Annotated in this window: 18 protein-coding genes; 16 read left to right on the forward strand and 2 right to left on the reverse strand. The window is 53.8% G+C overall.

What is annotated here, in order from left to right; genetic code table 11:
- Window positions 1-590: 590 nt before the first annotated feature.
- Window positions 591-2,459, reverse strand: coding sequence for a low affinity potassium transporter Kup (kup, locus tag ACQG03_RS21615; protein ID WP_006808744.1), 1,869 nt, complete (start codon window positions 2,457-2,459; stop codon window positions 591-593).
- A 222-nt stretch (window positions 2,460-2,681) separates the two neighbouring features.
- On the opposite strand from kup, the gene ravA reads away from it, so the two are divergent.
- Window positions 2,682-4,178 (forward strand): ATPase RavA, encoded by a 1,497-nt coding sequence (gene ravA / locus ACQG03_RS21620; protein ID WP_063163373.1) that lies wholly within the window; start codon window positions 2,682-2,684, stop codon window positions 4,176-4,178.
- Window positions 4,172-5,623 (forward strand): ATPase RavA stimulator ViaA, encoded by a 1,452-nt coding sequence (viaA, locus tag ACQG03_RS21625; RefSeq protein ID WP_048966198.1) that lies wholly within the window; start codon window positions 4,172-4,174, stop codon window positions 5,621-5,623. Before ravA ends, viaA begins: the two co-directional genes overlap by 7 nt.
- Here viaA and asnA read toward each other — a convergent pair whose 3' ends face one another.
- Window positions 5,624-6,616, reverse strand: a complete 993-nt coding sequence (asnA, locus tag ACQG03_RS21630) for an aspartate--ammonia ligase (RefSeq protein WP_063163372.1) — start codon at window positions 6,614-6,616, stop codon at window positions 5,624-5,626. It lies immediately after the preceding gene.
- Between the two features lie 151 nt (window positions 6,617-6,767).
- On the opposite strand from asnA, the gene asnC reads away from it, so the two are divergent.
- The 14 genes from asnC (at window position 6,768) to glmU (ending at window position 19,770) form a co-directional block, all read left to right on the forward strand.
- Complete coding sequence (gene asnC, locus ACQG03_RS21635; protein ID WP_003862383.1) at window positions 6,768-7,226, forward strand: transcriptional regulator AsnC; 459 nt, start codon at window positions 6,768-6,770, stop codon at window positions 7,224-7,226.
- A 90-nt stretch (window positions 7,227-7,316) separates the two neighbouring features.
- A complete protein-coding gene (gene mioC / locus ACQG03_RS21640) occupies window positions 7,317-7,766 on the forward strand; it encodes an FMN-binding protein MioC (protein WP_032626719.1) in 450 nt (149 codons plus the stop codon).
- Window positions 7,767-8,140: 374 nt separating this feature from the next.
- Window positions 8,141-10,030 carry a tRNA uridine-5-carboxymethylaminomethyl(34) synthesis enzyme MnmG gene (gene mnmG / locus ACQG03_RS21645; protein WP_003862379.1) on the forward strand — a complete coding sequence of 630 codons (1,890 nt, stop codon included), beginning with the start codon at window positions 8,141-8,143 and terminating at the stop codon, window positions 10,028-10,030.
- 107 nt (window positions 10,031-10,137) lie between these two features.
- Entirely contained in the window at window positions 10,138-10,761 is a 624-nt protein-coding gene (gene rsmG / locus ACQG03_RS21650; protein ID WP_022649872.1) for a 16S rRNA (guanine(527)-N(7))-methyltransferase RsmG, read from the forward strand.
- A gap of 616 nt (window positions 10,762-11,377) precedes the next feature.
- Complete coding sequence (gene atpI, locus ACQG03_RS21655; protein WP_003862375.1) at window positions 11,378-11,758, forward strand: F0F1 ATP synthase subunit I; 381 nt, start codon at window positions 11,378-11,380, stop codon at window positions 11,756-11,758.
- Window positions 11,759-11,766: 8 nt separating this feature from the next.
- Window positions 11,767-12,582: a F0F1 ATP synthase subunit A gene (gene atpB / locus ACQG03_RS21660; RefSeq protein WP_022649873.1), complete on the forward strand. Its 816-nt coding sequence runs from the start codon at window positions 11,767-11,769 to the stop codon at window positions 12,580-12,582.
- Window positions 12,583-12,631: 49 nt separating this feature from the next.
- Window positions 12,632-12,871, forward strand: a complete 240-nt coding sequence (atpE, locus tag ACQG03_RS21665; RefSeq protein ID WP_000429386.1) for a F0F1 ATP synthase subunit C — start codon at window positions 12,632-12,634, stop codon at window positions 12,869-12,871.
- 48 nt (window positions 12,872-12,919) lie between these two features.
- Window positions 12,920-13,390, forward strand: a complete 471-nt coding sequence (gene atpF, locus ACQG03_RS21670; protein WP_003862370.1) for a F0F1 ATP synthase subunit B — start codon at window positions 12,920-12,922, stop codon at window positions 13,388-13,390.
- A 14-nt stretch (window positions 13,391-13,404) separates the two neighbouring features.
- Window positions 13,405-13,938 carry a F0F1 ATP synthase subunit delta gene (atpH, locus tag ACQG03_RS21675; RefSeq protein WP_063163371.1) on the forward strand — a complete coding sequence of 178 codons (534 nt, stop codon included), beginning with the start codon at window positions 13,405-13,407 and terminating at the stop codon, window positions 13,936-13,938.
- Between the two features lie 12 nt (window positions 13,939-13,950).
- Window positions 13,951-15,492 carry a F0F1 ATP synthase subunit alpha gene (gene atpA / locus ACQG03_RS21680; RefSeq protein WP_006808751.1) on the forward strand — a complete coding sequence of 514 codons (1,542 nt, stop codon included), beginning with the start codon at window positions 13,951-13,953 and terminating at the stop codon, window positions 15,490-15,492.
- A 51-nt stretch (window positions 15,493-15,543) separates the two neighbouring features.
- A complete protein-coding gene (gene atpG, locus ACQG03_RS21685; RefSeq protein WP_003862364.1) occupies window positions 15,544-16,407 on the forward strand; it encodes a F0F1 ATP synthase subunit gamma in 864 nt (287 codons plus the stop codon).
- Window positions 16,408-16,438: 31 nt separating this feature from the next.
- The gene (gene atpD / locus ACQG03_RS21690) at window positions 16,439-17,821 is read left to right on the forward strand and encodes a F0F1 ATP synthase subunit beta (protein ID WP_003862362.1); all 1,383 of its coding nucleotides are present in this window, start codon (window positions 16,439-16,441) and stop codon (window positions 17,819-17,821) included.
- Window positions 17,822-17,841: 20 nt separating this feature from the next.
- On the forward strand, window positions 17,842-18,261 hold the full coding sequence (locus ACQG03_RS21695; RefSeq protein ID WP_006177560.1) for a F0F1 ATP synthase subunit epsilon: 420 nt from the start codon (window positions 17,842-17,844) through the stop codon (window positions 18,259-18,261).
- 138 nt (window positions 18,262-18,399) lie between these two features.
- Window positions 18,400-19,770: a bifunctional UDP-N-acetylglucosamine diphosphorylase/glucosamine-1-phosphate N-acetyltransferase GlmU gene (glmU, locus tag ACQG03_RS21700; protein WP_023305126.1), complete on the forward strand. Its 1,371-nt coding sequence runs from the start codon at window positions 18,400-18,402 to the stop codon at window positions 19,768-19,770.
- Window positions 19,771-19,942: the final 172 nt, after the last annotated feature.

The following is a 19,942-nucleotide window of genomic DNA, read 5'->3' on the forward strand; positions in this document are numbered from 1 at the left end:
GTAACGGATTTGTGATCGGCGTCGAAACGTTTCGCTAAGTGAAATGCAAAGGAGGTAAATGCAAAACGGTAACCGTCAGGTTACCGTTTTTTATGGTTGCGCCCTCTCCCTGTGGGCTGAGGGTTCCCCACAAATTAATGCGAGCACTGAGCAATCCCCTCGCCCCTCCGGGGAGAGGGTTAGGGTGAGGGGAACATACGGCGGTGGTGGTCATTCCGTTCACTTTATGTTCCTTGCTACTCTGTAACGACATGACCGGTGAACGTGCCAGGGTGGCTCAGTCGCCACCACCCTGGCGACCCGGGCTCCCGGCGGTAAATCGCCGCTTCGCGGTGCCCTCGGCTTATTCCTTCCGGCTTATCGGGTACGGGCGGAGGCAACGTCCCTGTAAAGCCGCCCTCTCGGCGCATCCCTGCGCCTCGCCCCGGCCTGCAGGAAACGCCTCAGCGATTTACAGCCGGACCAGGGCATCGCTGACAGCCCTCAGTCATTTAGAAAGCAACTTTATTGCTTCTGCATAAAAAAATTACTGGGGATCCCTCAGCCCTGTGGGAGAGGGGCTGGGTGAGGGCATCAGGCCGCACTGAGAATTAAATCTCGACCTGCGTCCCCAGCTCAATCACGCGGTTAGGCGGGATCTCAAACTGGTCAGGCGCACGCAGGGCGTTACGTTGCAGGATGAGATACAGCTTGCCGCGCAGGCGCAGATACCATGGGCGCTTGCCGATGATCAGCGACTCGTGGGACATAAAGAACGACGTCTCCATCATGCGGCAGCTCAGCCCTTCCAGACCGCAGCGGTGGAATACCTCTTCCACGTTCGGCGTTTCGCGCCAGCCGTAGCTTGCCACCACGCGCCAGAAGGTTGGCGACAGCTGCTCAATCTGTACGCGTCGCACGTTGTGAACATACGGCGCATCTTCGGTACGCAGCGTCAACAGGATCACGCGCTCGTGCAGCACTTTGTTGTGCTTAAGGTTATGCATCAGCGCAAACGGGATCACGTTCAGCGCACGAGACATATACACCGCCGTACCCGGCACTCGCACCGGCGGGGATTTCTCCAGCGAGGCGATCATCGCCTCCAGAGAATTACCGTGCTCATGCATACGACGCAGCAGGCGGAAACGTTCGCTCTTCCACGTCGTCATCACGATGAACATCACCAGACCCAGCGTCAGCGGCAGCCAGCCACCGGAGACAATCTTATCGAGGTTCGCAGAGAACAGCGGTACGTCGATACAGAGGAAGCCAACCAGGATCAGCCCCACGAGGAACTTATTCCAGTGCCAGTTACGGTACGCCACGGTGGTAGAGAGAATAGAGGTCAACACCATCGTTCCGGTCACCGCGATACCGTACGCCGCCGCCAGGTTACTGGAGTGCTCGAAGCTGACGATAACAATCACCACCGCGAAATAGAGCAGCCAGTTGACGAACGGAATGTAGATCTGGCCTGACTCCATCTCAGAGGTATGGATAATGCGCATCGGCGAGAGATACCCCAGACGCACGGCCTGACGCGTCAGGGAGAATACGCCGGAAATAACAGCCTGAGAGGCAATGACCGTCGCCAGCGTCGCCAGGATCAGCATCGGAACCAGCGCCCAGTCCGGCGCCAGCAGGAAGAACGGGTTTTTAATCGCTTCAGGATGGGCAAGCAGCAGCGCGCCCTGGCCGAAGTAATTCAGCACCAGTGAAGGCAGAACAACGCTAAACCAGGCGACGCGAATTGGGAGTTTCCCGAAGTGGCCCATATCTGCATACAGCGCTTCAACACCGGTAATGGAAAGCACTACCGCGCCCAGCGCCACAAACGACACCACTTTATATTCCAGGAAGAAATGCACCGCCCACATTGGGTTCAGCGCGTGCAGGACATCCGGGTTGGCAATAATACTGCGTAAGCCCAGCGCCGCCAGGATCAGGAACCAGGCCAGCATAATAGGCGCGAACAGCTTACCCACCAGCCCGGTACCGTGTTTTTGTATAGCAAACAGCAACGTCAGCACGATAATAGCGAGTGGCACCACCCACGTATCAAGCTGAGGCGCGACAATCTCCAGCCCCTCTATGGCCGACATCACCGAAATCGCTGGCGTAATCACGACTTCCCCATAGAAGAAGCTGCCGCCAATCAGGCCAATGATGACCAGCACGGAGGTCATTCTTGCAGACGTATTGCGCCCAGCAAGGGACATCAGGGTCAGAATACCGCCCTCGCCCGCGTTATCAGCCCGCATAACGAAAGAGAGATACTTAAGGGAGACCACCAGGATCAGCAGCCAGAAGATGAGCGAGAGGAAACCAAATACGGCGTCACGCTCTACACCAAAACCAAACTGACCGGACAAACATTCACGAAGCGTATAAAGCGGGCTGGTGCCGATATCACCGTAGACAACCCCGATCGCTGCAAGCGTTACTGCGGGTAATGATTGCTTATTATCAGTGCTCATAGACTAGTCTTTTCGTTTGAATAACAAATGTGTGCTTAGTCCCTTGGCCCACAAAAAGCGCACAGTATGCACGATTCAATGCAAAATCGTACCCCTAAATGCAGCCGCATTAATGTAGCGCAAAGAAAATAGCGCCGCACTTCAGCCTATTACCAGGCCAGACCGAAACGTCTATACTCGCTTCAATTAGCCGCCACGACGGCGAAAGGATGCAAAACTATTATGGCTCACTCACATTTATTAGCAGAAAGAATTTCCCGCCTCAGCAGTGCGCTGGAGAAAGGCCTTTACGAGCGTAGCCACGCCATTCGCCTCTGTTTACTGGCGGCGCTGAGCGGGGAAAGCGTGTTTCTGCTGGGTCCGCCGGGCATTGCCAAAAGTCTGATCGCACGCCGCCTCAAATTCGCTTTCCAGAACGCTCGCGCATTCGAGTATTTGATGACGCGTTTCTCCACGCCGGAAGAAGTTTTCGGCCCGCTCTCCATTCAGGCGTTAAAAGATGAGGGACGCTATGAACGTCTGACGGCGGGCTATCTCCCGGAAGCGGAAATCGTCTTTCTTGATGAGATCTGGAAAGCCGGCCCGGCCATTCTGAATACCCTGCTGACGGCAATCAACGAACGCCGCTTCCGCAACGGCGCGAGCGAAGAGAAGATCCCCATGCGGTTGCTGGTGGCCGCGTCTAACGAACTTCCCGAAGCCGACAGCAGCCTTGAAGCGCTGTATGACCGCATGCTGATCCGCCTGTGGCTGGATAAAGTCCAGGACAAATCGAACTTCCGCTCAATGCTGGTAAGCCAGCAGGACGAAAACGAAAATCCGGTGGCACCATCATTACAGGTCACGGACGAAGAGTATGACCAGTGGCAGGAAGAGATAGGCAAAATTAAGCTGCCCGATGCCGTCTTTGAGCTGATCTTCATGCTGCGCCAGCAGCTTGATTTATTGCCCTCCGCGCCGTACGTCTCCGACCGTCGCTGGAAAAAAGCCATTCGTCTGCTTCAGGCAAGCGCCCTGTTCAGCGGCCGCGATGCTGTCGCCCCCATCGATCTGATCCTGCTGAAAGACTGTCTGTGGCACGACGCAGAAGGGATGAATCTGATGCAGCAGCAGCTGGACGTTTTGATGACCGGGCACGCGTGGGGTCAGCAATCCATGCTTAATCAACTGGGGGCGATTGCCCAACGTCGTCTTCAGCTTCAGCAGCAGCAAAGTGACAAAACCGCGCTGAAGGTGAACCGTCTTGGCGGGATGTTTGCCCGTAAACCGCACTATGAACTGCCAGCCGAGCTGACTGACGCCTCGCTCACGCTTCTTCTTCAGCAGCCGCTAAAGCTTCATGATATGCAGGTGGTGCACGTGACGATCGAACGCGTTGCGCTGGTTCAGTGGCTGGATAAGGGCGGCGAGATCCGCGGTAAACTCAACGGTATCGGCTTTGCACAGCCGCTGTCGATGGAAGTCGACAGCAGCCAGCACCTTGTGATCCGCGACGTCAGCCTTCAGGGATCGCGCCTGGCGCTGCCGGGCACGGCCTCTGACGGTCTTCCGGAGGAGATCAAACAGCAGCTCGAAGCGCTGGATAACGAATGGCATCAGCAGCACACGCGCTTCAGCGAGCAGCAGAAATGCCTCTTTATCCATAGCGACTGGTTAGGTCGCATTGAAGCCAGCTTGCAGGATGTCAGCGCGCAGATTAAACAGGCGCGTCAATGCTAACGCTGGACACGCTTAACGTCATGCTGGCGGTTAGCGAGGAAGGGTTGATCGAAGAGGTCGTCATTACCCTGCTCGCTTCACCGCAGCTGGCGGCCTTCTTTGAAAAATTTCCGAAGCTCAGAAAAGCAATGACGGACGATCTTCCCCGCTGGCGCGATAACCTGCGCCAGCGGTTTAAGGAGACGGAAGTCCCGCCGGAACTGACAGAGGAAGTGGCTGGTTACCAGCAGTGCCAGCGGCTTTCAACGCCGCAGTTTATTGCCCAGCTACAGCAAACCCTGACGCTGCTAGATAACGTTCACTCCCCGTTTGCCAGCCAGGCCAGAGCGCTGGTCACGGACAACCCCAGCTTTACTCCTGCCCTGCATACGCTGTTTTTACAGCGCTGGCGGCTCAGTCTTGTCGTTCAGGCCACCTCTCTCAACCAGCAGTTGCTGGACGAAGAGCGCGAACAGCTGTTAAGCGAAGTTCAGGAGCGGATGACGTTAAGCGGCCAGCTAGAACAGGTGCTGGTGGAGAATGAAAACGCCGCCGGTCGACTCTGGGATATGAGTGCCGGTCAGTTAAAACGTGGCGATTATCAGTTGATCGTGAAGTACGGCGACTTTCTGGCACAACAGCCGGAGCTGATGAAGCTTGCAGAACAGCTTGGTCGTTCCCGGGAGGCCAGGTCAGTTCCAAAGAAAGATGCGCCGATGGAAACCTTTCGTACGCTGGTACGCGAGCCCTCTACCGTACCGGAGCAGGTGGACGGCTTACAGCAAAGCGATGATATCCTGCGCCTGTTGCCTACGGAACTCAGCACGCTGGGAATGACCGAACTGGAGTATGAGTTTTATCGCCGTCTGGTGGAAAAACAGCTTCTTACCTATCGGTTGCATGGCGAAGCCTGGCGCGAAAAAATCAGCCAGCGCCCGGTGGTGCATCAGGACTTTGATGAGCAACCGCGCGGTCCATTCATTGTTTGCGTAGATACGTCCGGATCGATGGGGGGATTTAACGAGCAGTGTGCAAAAGCGTTCTGCCTGGCTCTGATGCGCGTGGCGCTCGCCGATCGTCGTCGCTGCTACATCATGTTATTTTCCAGCGAAGTGGTGGGGTATGAACTGACCAGCCCACAGGGGCTGGAGCAGGCGATCCGCTTTTTAAGCCAGCGCTTTCGCGGCGGCACCGATCTGGCCAGCTGTTTTCGCAGCATCATTGAGCGCATGCAGGGCGGAGACTGGTACGACGCGGATGCGGTGGTGATTTCCGATTTTATTGCCCAGCGGCTGCCGGACGACGTCGTGAATAAAGTGAAGGAGATGCAGCGCGTGCATCAGCACCGCTTCCATGCCGTGGCGATGTCTGCACATGGAAAACCCGGCATCATGCGCATCTTCGATCACATCTGGCGCTTTGATACCGGGTTGCGTAGCCGCCTGCTCAGACGCTGGCGACGTTAATTAAAGAAGAGAACCGACGTTCTCACGTACCTGCTGCGGCCAGACCCCACACTGCACCTGACCGATATGGGACAGTTGCAACAGCAGCATGGTCAGACGAGACTGGCCAATACCACCGCCGATGGTCTGCGGCATTTCACCGCGCAGCAGCGCCTGGTGCCACTCCAGTTGCAGACGATCTTCATCACCGGTCACGGCCAGCTGACGCTTCAGTGCTTCAGCATCCACGCGGATCCCCATCGAAGAGAGTTCAAACGCATCTTCCAGAACCGGGTTCCAGACCAGAATATCGCCGTTCAGACCGGCATATTCGCTCTCGCCCACGGTGCTCCAGTCATCGTAATCCGGCGCACGGACGTCGTGACGTTTACCATCAGACAATTTCCCGCCAATGCCGATCAGGAATACCGCGCCCAGCTCTTTGGCGATCGCGCGTTCACGGCCTTTGGCATCCAGATCCGGGAAACGGCTCAGCAACTCCTGACTGTGAACAAAGTGGATCGTTTCCGGCAGGAACGGTGCCAGACCAAACTCTTTGCTCACGGCCGCTTCGGTCGCTTTGATCCCGGCGTAGATCGCCTCAACGGTAGATTTCAGCGTACCGACGTGACGCTCGCCGTCACCCATTACGCGCTCCCAGTCCCACTGGTCAACGTAGACAGAGTGAATGGGGGAGAGGCGGTCTTCATCGGGGCGAAGGGCTTTCATATGTGTGTAAAGCCCTTCGCCCGCGCTGAAGTCGTGTTGTCCCAGGGTTTGACGCTTCCACTTCGCCAGGGAATGAACCACTTCGAACTGGGCGTCTGGCAGTGTTTTCACTTTTACCTGTACCGCTTTTTCGCAACCAGACAAGTTATCCTGCGTCCCGTCACCCACGCGGCTCAGAATCGGCGCCTGCACTTCAATAAGGCCAAGCTTCTCTTCCAGCTGCCGAGAAAAATGGGATTTAACGAAACTGATCTGGCGTTGTTTTGCGATGTAAGCGGTTTTCATTATTTATACTCCTGCGTCCTGTTGATACTGATTAAGCAACAGAACAGGCGCTTAATTCAATAACCCATCAACAAAAAGCCACCTTCACTTTTGATTCGTTAAAATAAGGCGCTAGAATAGAAGGAATCATTAATCTTCATAAGAAAAACCTATGGAAAATTATCAGATCGACAATCTGGACCGCGGCATTCTGGAAGCGCTCATGGCCAACGCACGCACCGCGTATGCCGAACTGGCGAAACAATTTGGCGTCAGCCCGGGGACCATTCACGTTCGCGTAGAGAAAATGAAGCAGGCCGGGATCATCACCGGCGCACGCATTGATGTCAGCCCGAAGCAACTCGGCTACGACGTCTGCTGCTTCATTGGCATTATTCTGAAAAGCGCCAAAGATTACCCCTCCGCGCTGGAGAAGCTGAACGCGCTGGATGAAGTCACTGAGGCGTACTACACCACCGGGCACTACAGCATCTTTATAAAGGTCATGTGCCGATCCATCGACGCCCTCCAGCAGGTACTTATCAACAAGATCCAAACAATCGATGAAATTCAGTCCACCGAAACCCTGATCTCTCTGCAAAACCCGATCATGCGTACTATCCGCCCGTGATCGGGCAATTTCATTCCCACATTTTCCACAGGTAGATCCCAGCTCGTTCACAGCGTACAATGGCCGCCTCTTTATCTGAGCGAGCGATCAATGGCGGACATTACTCTTATCAGCGGCAGCACCCTGGGCGGTGCGGAATATGTAGCGGAACATCTGGCTGAGAAGCTGGAAGACGCGGGCTTTTCTACACAAACGCTGCACGGACCGCTGCTGGAAGATCTCCCGACTGACGGGGTCTGGCTGCTGATCACCTCCACGCACGGCGCGGGCGATCTGCCAGATAACCTGCAACCTTTATATGACGAACTGCTGGAACAACAGCCCGATCTGGCAAACGTCCGGTTTGGCGCTGTGGGGATCGGCAGCCGTGAATATGACACTTTCTGTGGCGCCATAGAGAAAGTAGAAGCTGCGGTGACCGCCTGCGGAGCAAAACAGCTGGGTGAAACACTGAAGATCAACATCCTCGATCATGATATTCCCGAAGATCCAGCCGAGATCTGGCTCGCGGAATGGAAAAATTTACTCAAAAACGATTAAAGATCGTGCGATCAGATGTGGATAACTCTGGTTAAAAGCTCGTATTAACCCGTAGTTATCCAAAGAACAACGTTAGTTTAGTTTTTGACCTGTGTATAAAGTGGCGATCTGATCCCAGCTTATACGGTCCAGGATCACCGATCATTCACAGCAAACGATCCTTCCTAACTGCATGATCTTATTTATGGGATCGGACTTATCCACAAAGGTCTGCGATCCTAATAAGAGATCACAATAGAACAGATCTCTAAATAAAAAGATCTTCTTTTTAATAGCCCAGGATCCCAATGCTTTCTCGAAAGACTAAAGTTGAGTAGAATCCACGGCCCGGGCTTCAATCCATTTTCATACCGCTTTACGCGAGGCAGACCACCATGTTTTATCAGGATCCTTTTGACGTCATCATCATTGGCGGGGGTCACGCAGGCACTGAGGCCGCAATGGCCGCAGCGCGAATGGGTCAGCAGACCCTGCTTTTGACACACAATATCGACACGCTGGGACAAATGTCCTGTAATCCGGCGATTGGCGGCATTGGGAAAGGACACCTGGTAAAAGAAGTGGATGCACTTGGCGGCCTGATGGCGAAAGCGATCGATCATGCGGGCATCCAGTTTAGGATACTAAACGCGAGTAAAGGTCCGGCTGTTCGCGCCACCCGTGCACAGGCAGACCGCGTGCTTTACCGTCAGGCTGTGCGCACCGCGCTGGAAAACCAACCGAACCTGATGATCTTCCAGCAGGCTGTAGAAGATCTTATCGTGGAAAACGATCGTGTTGTTGGCGCCGTGACCCAGATGGGTCTCAAGTTCCGCGCAAAAGCGGTGGTGCTGACGGTCGGGACATTCCTGGACGGTAAAATCCATATTGGTCTGGACAACTACAGCGGTGGCCGTGCGGGCGATCCGCCGTCGATTCCGCTGTCTCGTCGTCTGCGTGAGCTGCCGCTGCGCGTAAGCCGCCTGAAAACCGGTACGCCGCCGCGAATTGATGCGCGTACCATTGATTTCAGCGTTCTGGCACAGCAGCACGGTGATAACCCGATGCCGGTGTTCTCGTTCATGGGCAATGCGGCGCAACATCCGCAGCAGGTGCCGTGCTACATCACGCACACCAATGAAAAAACCCATGACGTGATCCGCAATAACCTCGATCGCAGCCCAATGTACGCCGGCGTGATCGAAGGGATCGGCCCACGTTATTGCCCGTCGATCGAAGATAAAGTGATGCGCTTTGCCGATCGTAACCAGCATCAGATCTTCCTCGAACCTGAAGGGCTGACCTCGAACGAAATTTACCCGAACGGCATCTCCACCAGCCTGCCGTTCGACGTGCAGATGCAGATTGTGCGTTCAATGCAGGGGATGGAAAACGCGAAGATCGTTCGTCCTGGCTACGCTATTGAGTACGATTTCTTCGATCCGCGTGACCTGAAGCCGACGCTGGAAAGCAAATTCATCCAGGGTCTGTTCTTCGCAGGCCAGATTAACGGCACTACCGGGTACGAAGAAGCTGCCGCACAAGGGCTGCTGGCCGGTCTGAACGCCGCTCGCTTCTCTGCCGAGAAAGAGGGCTGGGCACCGGCGCGTTCTCAGGCTTACCTGGGCGTTCTGGTCGACGATCTCTGCACGCTGGGGACCAAAGAACCGTACCGCATGTTTACTTCTCGTGCGGAATATCGCCTGATGCTGCGCGAAGACAATGCCGATCTGCGTCTGACCGAGGTGGGCCGCGAATTGGGTCTGGTGGATGACGAACGCTGGGCGCGCTTCAACGAGAAGCTAGAGCGTATCGAACAGGAACGTCAGCGCCTGAAAACCACCTGGGTGAATCCGCAGGCGGAAACTGCTGCTGAAGTGAACGCTCACTTAACTGCGCCGCTTTCGCGCGAAGCCAGTGGTGAAGATCTGCTGCGCCGTCCTGAAGTCACCTACGAGAATCTGGTCAAACTGACCGCGTTCGCACCGGGCCTTGAAGACGCTGAAGCGGCTGAACAGGTCGAGATTCAGGTGAAATACGAAGGTTACATCGCGCGTCAGCAGGATGAGATCGAAAAACAGCAGCGCAACGAAAATACGCTACTGCCGGAAATGCTGGACTATCGTCAGGTGACGGGGCTTTCCAACGAAGTGATCGCTAAGCTGAACGATCACAAACCTGTGTCGATTGGCCAGGCCTCACGTATCTCCGGTGTCACACCTGCCGCGATTTCGATTCTGCTGGTGTGGCTGAAAAAGCAGGGTATGCTGCGCCGCAGCGCGTAATTAACATTGCTTTTGGCGGGTGGCGCTTCGCTTACCCGCCCTACTTAATCGTAGGCCCGGTAAGCGGCTGTGCCACCGGGCGAAAAATCTCTTAACAGGTATCCACCGTGCTCAATAAACTCTCTCGTCTGCTGGAACAGGCAGGTATTTCGCTCACCGATCACCAGAAAAATCAGCTGGTGGCCTATGTCGATATGCTGAACAAATGGAATAAAGCGTACAACCTCACCTCCGTACGCGATCCCAACGAGATGCTGATTCGCCATATTCTCGATAGCATCGTTGTGGCGCCGTATCTTACCGGTGAACGTTTTATCGACGTGGGCACCGGTCCGGGCTTGCCGGGCGTTCCGTTGTCTATTGTTCGACCGGAGAGTCATTTCACGCTGCTGGACAGTCTGGGCAAGCGCGTACGCTTTTTACGACAGGTTCAGCATGAGCTGAAGCTGGAAAACATCACGCCCGTGCAGAGCAGGGTAGAGGAGTTCCCGGCAGAGCCACCGTTTGACGGCGTTATCAGCCGCGCATTTGCCTCACTCAATGACATGGTGAGCTGGTGCAAACACCTGCCGGCGGATAAGGGCCGTTTTTATGCGCTGAAAGGACAACTTCCGGGGGACGAAATAGAGCAGCTTCCGGACGGTTTTGCAGTGGAATCCATTGAAAAACTCCAGATCCCTCAGCTCGAAGGTGAGCGTCATCTGGTGATAATTAAGCCAAACACATTTTAAAAAATTAATAAAAAATGTGGAATTTGTGCTGTTCTGATGGTGTTAAAAAGCAGCACATCCAGTCTGATTTGGCCGTAGTTAATTTAACCTTGTTGTCACCATGGATTTTCTTATGGTTAACCTGAAGTGATTCGTTCACCCTGAAGATAGTCAACCATGAAAATATCAGCCTGCTAAAAATGGGTAAAGGCAACAAGAATGAGATGTTAAATATTTATTAAGAATGTCAATAAAAGGTTTTTGTTGTATACGGCTCTGTTTTAAAAATAGTTGCGATTTTTTTGCTTTAATTTCAATCGGATGAAATAAATCGTTTTACGTCTTTGATAAATACCACTTTATCGCAAATGTGTATTTTGTGATCTCGTGCACGCTTTATCACCAACGTTTCCGCGCTGTTTGCAGTTTTGCCTGAAGGTTGGCACTGAGTTCAAAAGTTGAAAAATAGGACTGGGGAAAAATATTTAAACATTTATTCACCTTTTCGCTACTTAATGTTTGAAATCACGGGTACGCACCGTATAATTTGACCGCTTTTTGATGCTTGACTCTGAGCCTTAAAGGACGTTTTATACGACACGCGGCATACCTCGAAGGGAGCAGGAGTAAAAACGTGATGTCTGTGTCGCTCTTGAGTAGAAACGTTGCTCGTAAGCTTCTGTTCATTCAGTTTCTGGCTGTGATAGCAAGTGGACTGCTGTTTAGCCTCAAAGACCCCTTCTGGGGCATCTCCGCCGCGTGCGGAGGTTTGGCGGTGGTTCTGCCAAACGTGTTGTTTATGATTTTTGCCTGGCGTCATCAGGCGCATACACCCGCCAAAGGCCGCGTGGCCTGGTCCTTCGCTCTCGGCGAAGTGTGTAAGGTGTTGCTGACCTTTGCTCTACTGGTGATGGCGCTGGCGGTTTTGAAAGTGGTATTCATGCCGCTGATAGCAACGTGGGTTTTGGTGCTGGTGGTACAAGTTCTGGCTCCAGCTGTAATCAATAACAAAGGGTAAAAGGCATCATGGCTTCAGAAAATATGACGCCGCAGGATTACATAGGTCACCATCTGAATAACCTTCAGCTGGACCTGCGTACATTCTCGCTGGTGGATCCACATAACCCCCCGGCCACCTTCTGGACGATCAACATCGACTCCATGTTCTTCTCGGTGGTTTTGGGTCTTCTGTTCCTGGCCATGTTCCGCGGTGTTGCTAAACGAGCGACCAGCGGTGTTCCAGGGAAATTCCAGACGTTCATCGAGATGATCATCGGCTTTGTCCATGGCAGCGTCAAAGACATGTACCATGGTAAGAGCAAGCTGATTGCTCCGCTGGCCCTGACCGTGTTCGTTTGGGTCTTCCTGATGAACCTGATGGACCTTCTGCCTATCGATTTCCTGCCGTGGATCGGCGAGCATGTCTTCGGTCTGCCTGCCCTGCGCGTGGTTCCGTCTGCCGACGTGAACATCACCCTGTCGATGGCGCTGGGCGTATTTATCCTGATTCTTTTCTACAGCATCAAAATGAAAGGCGTAAGCGGCTTTGTGAAAGAGCTTACCTTGCAGCCGTTCAACCACTGGGCGTTTATTCCGGTCAACCTGATCCTGGAAGGCGTTAGCCTGCTGTCCAAACCTGTTTCACTGGGTCTGCGACTGTTCGGCAACATGTATGCGGGTGAGCTGATTTTCATTCTGATCGCGGGTCTTCTGCCGTGGTGGTCACAGTGGATTCTGAATGTGCCATGGGCCATTTTCCACATCCTGATCATTACGCTGCAAGCCTTTATCTTCATGGTTCTGACGATCGTCTATCTGTCGATGGCGTCTGAAGAGCACTGATTTTTTACCAACACTACTACGTTTTAATTGAAACAAACTGGAGACTGTCATGGAAAACCTGAATATGGATCTGCTGTACATGGCTGCCGCTGTGATGATGGGTCTGGCGGCTATCGGTGCTGCGATCGGTATCGGCATCCTCGGGGGCAAATTCCTGGAAGGCGCAGCGCGTCAACCTGATCTGATTCCTCTGCTGCGTACTCAGTTCTTTATCGTTATGGGTCTGGTGGATGCAATCCCAATGATCGCTGTAGGTCTGGGTCTGTACGTGATGTTTGCTGTCGCGTAGTAGTTGTTTTAAAACCCCAAGCCACAGAAATTTAAGAGGTATTGTGCTGTGAACATGAACGCAACAATCCTCGGCCAGGCCATCGCGTTTATTCTCTTTGTCTGGTTCTGCATGAAGTATGTATGGCCGCCTTTAATGGCTGCCATCGAAAAACGTCAGAAAGAAATTGCTGACGGTCTGGCTTCCGCAGAACGCGCTAAGAAAGATTTGGACCTTGCACAGGCCAACGCGACAGACCAGCTGAAAAAAGCGAAAGCTGAAGCTCAGGTAATCATTGAACAGGCTAACAAACGCCGTTCTCAGATCCTGGACGAAGCCAAAGCTGAAGCAGAACAGGAACGTACTAAGATCGTGACACAGGCTCAGGCTGAAATTGAAGCTGAGCGTAAACGTGCTCGTGAAGAACTGCGTAAGCAGGTTGCGATTCTGGCTGTTGCTGGCGCCGAGAAGATCATCGAACGTTCCGTGGATGAAGCTGCTAACAGCGACATCGTGGACAAACTTGTCGCTGAACTGTAAGGAGGGAGGGGCTGATGTCTGAATTTGTTACGGTAGCTCGCCCCTACGCCAAAGCAGCTTTTGACTTTGCTGTCGAACACCAAAATGTCGATCGCTGGCAGAATATGCTGGCGTTTGCCGCTGAGGTGACGAAAAACGAACAAATGGCCGAGTTGCTTTCTGGTGCGTTAGCGCCTGAAACCCTCGCCGCGTCGTTTATCGCCGTGTGCGGAGAGCAAATGGATGCCAACGGCCAGAACCTGATTAAGGTGATGGCGGAAAATGGTCGTCTCCGTGTGCTCCCGGATGTTCTCGAGCAGTTTGAGCACTTACGTGCCCTTAGTGAAGCTACCGCTGAAGTTGAAGTAACTTCCGCGACTGAACTGAGTGATGAACAGCTTGCGAAAATCACCGCCGCGATGGAAAAACGTCTGTCACGCAAAGTTAAGCTGAATTGCAAAATCGATAAGTCTGTAATGGCAGGCGTAATCATCCGTTCGGGTGATATGGTCATTGATGGCAGCGTACGCGGCCGTCTTGAGCGCCTTGCAGACGTCTTGCAGTCTTAAGGGGACTGGAGCATGCAACTGAATTCCACCGAAATCAGCGAACTGATCAAGCAGCGCATTGCTCAGTTCAGTGTTGTGAGTGAAGCTCACAACGAAGGTACTATTGTTTCTGTAAGTGACGGTGTTATCCGCATCCACGGCCTGGCCGATTGTATGCAGGGTGAGATGATTTCCCTGCCGGGTAACCGTTACGCTATCGCACTGAACCTGGAGCGCGACTCCGTAGGTGCCGTTGTGATGGGTCCATACGCTGACCTTGCCGAAGGCATGAAGGTTAAGTGTACTGGCCGTATTCTGGAAGTGCCGGTTGGCCGTGGCCTGCTGGGTCGCGTTGTTAACACCCTGGGTGCGCCAATCGACGGTAAAGGTCCGGTTGAGCACGATGGCTTCTCTCCAATCGAAGTTATCGCACCAGGCGTTATCGACCGTCAGTCCGTTGATCAGCCAGTGCAGACGGGTTATAAGTCCGTTGATGCCATGATCCCAATCGGTCGTGGTCAGCGTGAACTGATCATCGGTGACCGTCAGACCGGTAAAACCGCGATGGCAATCGACGCCATCATCAACCAGCGTGATTCCGGCATCAAATGTGTGTACGTGGCTATCGGCCAGAAAGCGTCCACCATTTCCAACGTGGTTCGTAAACTGGAAGAGCACGGCGCACTGTCTAACACCATCGTTGTGGTAGCTACCGCGTCTGAATCTGCTGCACTGCAATACCTGGCACCATACGCTGGTTGCGCAATGGGCGAATACTTCCGTGACCGCGGTGAAGATGCGCTGATCGTATACGATGACCTGTCTAAACAGGCTGTTGCTTATCGTCAGGTTTCCCTGCTGCTCCGTCGTCCACCAGGACGTGAAGCATTCCCGGGCGACGTATTCTACCTCCACTCTCGTCTGCTGGAGCGTGCTTCCCGCGTTAACGCGGAATACGTCGAGAACTTCACCAAAGGTGAAGTGAAGGGTAAAACAGGTTCTCTGACCGCTCTGCCGATCATTGAAACCCAGGCGGGTGACGTTTCTGCGTTCGTTCCGACCAACGTAATCTCCATTACCGATGGTCAGATCTTCCTGGAAACCAACCTGTTTAACTCCGGTATTCGTCCGGCGGTTAACCCGGGTATCTCCGTATCCCGTGTGGGTGGTGCTGCTCAGACCAAGATCATCAAGAAACTGTCCGGTGGTATCCGTACCGCGCTGGCACAGTATCGTGAACTGGCTGCGTTCTCTCAGTTCGCATCCGATCTGGACGAAGCAACCCGTAAACAGCTGAGCCACGGTCAGAAAGTGACCGAGCTGCTGAAGCAGAAACAGTACGCGCCAATGTCTGTTGCTCAGCAGGGCCTGGTACTGTTCGCGGCTGAACGCGGTTACCTCGAAGATGTGGAACTGGCGAAAATCGGTAGCTTCGAAGCCGCTCTGCTGGCTTACGTCGACCGTGATCACGCTCCGCTGATGCAAGAGATCAACCAGACCGGTGGCTATAACGACGAAATCGAAGGCAAGCTGAAAGCTATCCTCGATTCCTTCAAAGCAACCCAATCCTGGTAATCGTCCGGCGGCTTGTCTCAGGACAAGCCGTCTGGCATTGAGGAGAAGCTCATGGCCGGCGCAAAAGAGATACGTAGTAAGATCGCAAGCGTCCAGAACACGCAAAAGATCACTAAAGCGATGGAGATGGTCGCCGCTTCCAAAATGCGTAAATCGCAGGATCGCATGGCGGCCAGCCGTCCTTATGCAGAGACCATGCGCAAAGTGATTGGTCACCTTGCAAACGGTAATCTGGAATATAAGCACCCTTACCTGGAAGAACGCGACGTTAAGCGCGTGGGCTACCTGGTGGTGTCGACTGACCGTGGTCTGTGTGGCGGCTTGAACATTAACCTGTTCAAAAAACTGCTGGCGGATATGAAAGGCTGGTCCGATAAAGGCGTTCAGTGCGATCTGGCACTGATTGGCTCTAAAGGCGTCTCTTTCTTTAACTCCGTTGGTGGCAACATTGTCGCTCAGGTGACCGGTATGGGTGATAACCCGTCCCTGTCCGAACTGATCGGCCCGGTTAAAGTGATGTTGCAGGCCTACGATGAAGGCCGTCTGGACAGACTGTACGTTGTCAGCAACAAATTTATTAACACCATGTCTCAGGTGCCTACGCTCACTCAGATGCTGCCGTTACCGGCATCAGAAGATGACGAGCTGAAACAGAAAGCCTGGGATTACCTGTATGAACCCGATCCGAAACCGCTGCTGGATACCCTGCTGCGTCGTTACGTTGAATCTCAGGTTTATCAGGGCGTTGTAGAAAACCTGGCCAGCGAGCAGGCCGCACGAATGGTGGCGATGAAAGCCGCGACCGATAATGGCGGCAGCCTGATTAAAGAGCTGCAGTTGGTTTACAACAAAGCTCGTCAGGCCAGCATTACTCAGGAACTCACCGAGATCGTCTCGGGGGCCGCCGCGGTTTAACCAGGTTTACGAATTACGTAGAGGATTCAAGATGGCTACTGGAAAGATTGTCCAGGTAATCGGCGCCGTGGTGGACGTCGAGTTCCCTCAGGACGCCGTACCACGCGTGTACGACGCGCTTGAGGTACAAAATGGTAACGAGAGCCTGGTGCTGGAAGTTCAGCAGCAGCTCGGCGGCGGTATCGTGCGTACCATCGCCATGGGTTCTTCCGACGGTCTGCGTCGTGGTCTGGAAGTGAAAGACCTTGAGCACCCGATCGAAGTCCCGGTAGGTAAAGCAACACTGGGTCGTATCATGAACGTATTGGGTCAACCAATCGACATGAAAGGCGACATCGGTGAAGAAGAGCGTTGGGCTATCCACCGCGCGGCACCTTCCTACGAAGAGCTGTCCAGCTCTCAGGAACTGCTGGAAACCGGCATCAAAGTTATCGACCTGATGTGCCCGTTCGCGAAGGGCGGTAAAGTTGGTCTGTTCGGTGGTGCGGGTGTAGGTAAAACCGTAAACATGATGGAGCTGATCCGTAACATCGCGATCGAGCACTCCGGTTACTCCGTGTTTGCGGGTGTTGGTGAACGTACTCGTGAGGGTAACGACTTCTACCACGAAATGACCGACTCCAACGTTCTGGATAAAGTATCCCTGGTTTACGGCCAGATGAACGAGCCACCAGGAAACCGTCTGCGCGTTGCGCTGACTGGCCTGACGATGGCTGAGAAGTTCCGTGACGAAGGCCGTGACGTTCTGCTGTTCGTTGATAACATCTACCGTTACACCCTGGCCGGTACTGAAGTATCTGCACTGCTGGGTCGTATGCCTTCAGCGGTAGGTTATCAGCCTACGCTTGCGGAAGAGATGGGTGTTCTTCAGGAACGTATCACCTCTACCAAAACTGGTTCTATCACCTCCGTTCAGGCGGTATACGTACCTGCGGATGACTTGACTGACCCATCTCCAGCCACCACCTTTGCTCACTTAGATGCAACCGTGGTACTGAGCCGTCAGATCGCGTCTCTGGGTATCTACCCGGCCGTTGACCCGCTGGACTCTACCAGCCGTCAGCTGGATCCACTGGTTGTTGGCCAGGAACACTACGACACCGCGCGTGGCGTACAGTCCCTGCTGCAACGTTACCAGGAACTGAAAGACATCATCGCCATCCTGGGTATGGATGAACTGTCTGAAGAAGACAAACTGGTGGTAGCACGTGCGCGTAAGATCCAGCGCTTCCTGTCCCAGCCGTTCTTCGTTGCGGAAGTATTCACCGGTTCTCCAGGTAAATACGTTTCCCTGAAAGACACCATCCGTGGCTTTAAAGGCATCATGGAAGGCGAATACGATCACCTGCCAGAGCAGGCGTTCTACATGGTTGGTTCCATCGAAGAAGCCGTGGAAAAAGCCAAAAAACTTTAACGCCTTAATCGGAGGGTGATATGGCAATGACTTACCACCTGGACGTCGTCAGCGCAGAGCAACAAATGTTCTCTGGTCTGGTCGAGAAAATCCAGGTAACGGGTAGTGAAGGTGAACTGGGTATTTTCCCGGGTCACGCACCGCTGCTCACCGCCATTAAGCCTGGTATGATCCGCATCGTTAAACAGTTCGGTCATGAAGAGTTTATCTATCTGTCCGGCGGCATTCTTGAAGTGCAGCCAGGCAGTGTGACCGTTCTGGCCGATACCGCTATTCGTGGCCAGGATCTCGACGAAGCGCGAGCCCTGGAATCGAAGCGTAAGGCTGAAGAGCACATTAGCAGCTCTCATGGTGACGTGGATTACGCTCAGGCGTCTGCGGAGCTGGCCAAAGCGATCGCGAAACTGCGCGTTATCGAGTTGACCAAAAAAGCGATGTAACACCGGCTTGAAAAGCACAAAAGCCAGTCTGGATCCCAGGCTGGCTTTTTTTTTCGGCCTTAATTCATGATGAAAAAGATGTAGAATTTTAAGCATCAAACGTTTTTACTTCTCACACAAACTACCGTCAGGATGCGTATGTTAAACAGTGCGATGAGCGTGGTGATCCTTGCCGCAGGCAAAGGTACCCGCATGTATTCCGATCTGCCTAAAGTGCTCCACACGCTGGCAGGAAAGCCAATGGTGCAGCATGTTATTGATGCAGCTAATGAATTAGGCGCCAGCCAGGTGCATCTGGTTTATGGACATGGCGGCGATCTGCTGAAAAAAACGCTGCGTGACGACAATCTCAACTGGGTGCTACAGGCAGAACAGCTGGGTACGGGTCATGCAATGCAGCAGGCTGCACCCTTCTTCGCTGATGATGAAGACATCCTGATGCTCTACGGCGACGTCCCGCTGATCTCCGTTGAAACCCTCACTCGCCTGCGTGAAGCCAAACCGCAGGGTGGCATTGGATTGTTAACCGTCGTGCTGGACGATCCAACCGGCTATGGCCGCATTACGCGTGAAAACGGCAAGGTAACCGGGATTGTTGAGCATAAAGATGCCACTGACGAACAGCGTCAGATTCAGGAGATCAACACCGGCATCCTGATTGCGAACGGTGCAGATATGAAGCGCTGGCTGTCCAAACTCAATAATAACAACGCGCAGGGTGAATACTACATCACCGACATCATTGCGATGGCGTACCAGGAAGGGCGTGAGATTGCCGCCGTTCATCCGGCGCGTATCAGCGAAACGGACGGGGTAAACAACCGTCTACAGCTGTCACGCCTGGAGCGTATTTACCAGTCCGAGCAGGCAGAAAAACTGTTGCTGGCGGGCGTTATGCTGCGCGATCCGGCGCGTTTCGATCTGCGTGGCACGCTGACCCACGGGCGCGACGTTGAAATAGATACTAACGTTATCCTGGAAGGTAACGTCACGCTGGGCAACCGCGTCAAAATCGGCACCGGCTGTGTGATTAAAAACAGCGTGATCGGTGACGACTGCGAAATCAGCCCGTACAGCGTGGTAGAAGATGCGCGTCTGGATTCCGCCTGTACCATCGGCCCGTTTGCGCGTCTGCGTCCGGGCGCTGAGCTGCTGGAAGGCGCTCATGTAGGTAACTTCGTGGAAATGAAAAAAGCACGTCTCGGTAAAGGCTCGAAAGCCGGTCATCTGACCTATCTGGGCGATGCGGAAATTGGCGACAACGTAAACATCGGTGCAGGGACGATTACCTGTAACTATGACGGTGCCAATAAGTTTAAAACCATCATCGGTGATGACGTGTTTGTAGGTTCCGATACCCAGCTGGTGGCGCCTGTTACCGTGGGCAAAGGCGTGACCATTGCCGCCGGGACAACCGTTACGCGCGATGTGGCCGAGAACGAGCTGGTGTTAAGCCGCGTTCCGCAGGTCAGCAAGCAGGGCTGGAAACGCCCGGTGAAGAAAAAGTAACGACAATATACACCCCTCACCCTGACCCTCTCCCCATAGGGGAGAGGGGAACTGAATGGTGCGGTTTTCACCCTCTCCCCTATGGGGAGAGGGCTGGGGTGAGGGGATAACATAATCCTCCCCCCACCAGCAGTACCCATAAAAATAACCCCACTCTCTACAAGGCTCGGGG

The sequence above is a fragment of the Enterobacter cloacae complex sp. 342H5 genome (assembly GCF_050030905.1).
Taxonomy (GTDB): domain Bacteria; phylum Pseudomonadota; class Gammaproteobacteria; order Enterobacterales; family Enterobacteriaceae; genus Enterobacter; species Enterobacter intestinihominis.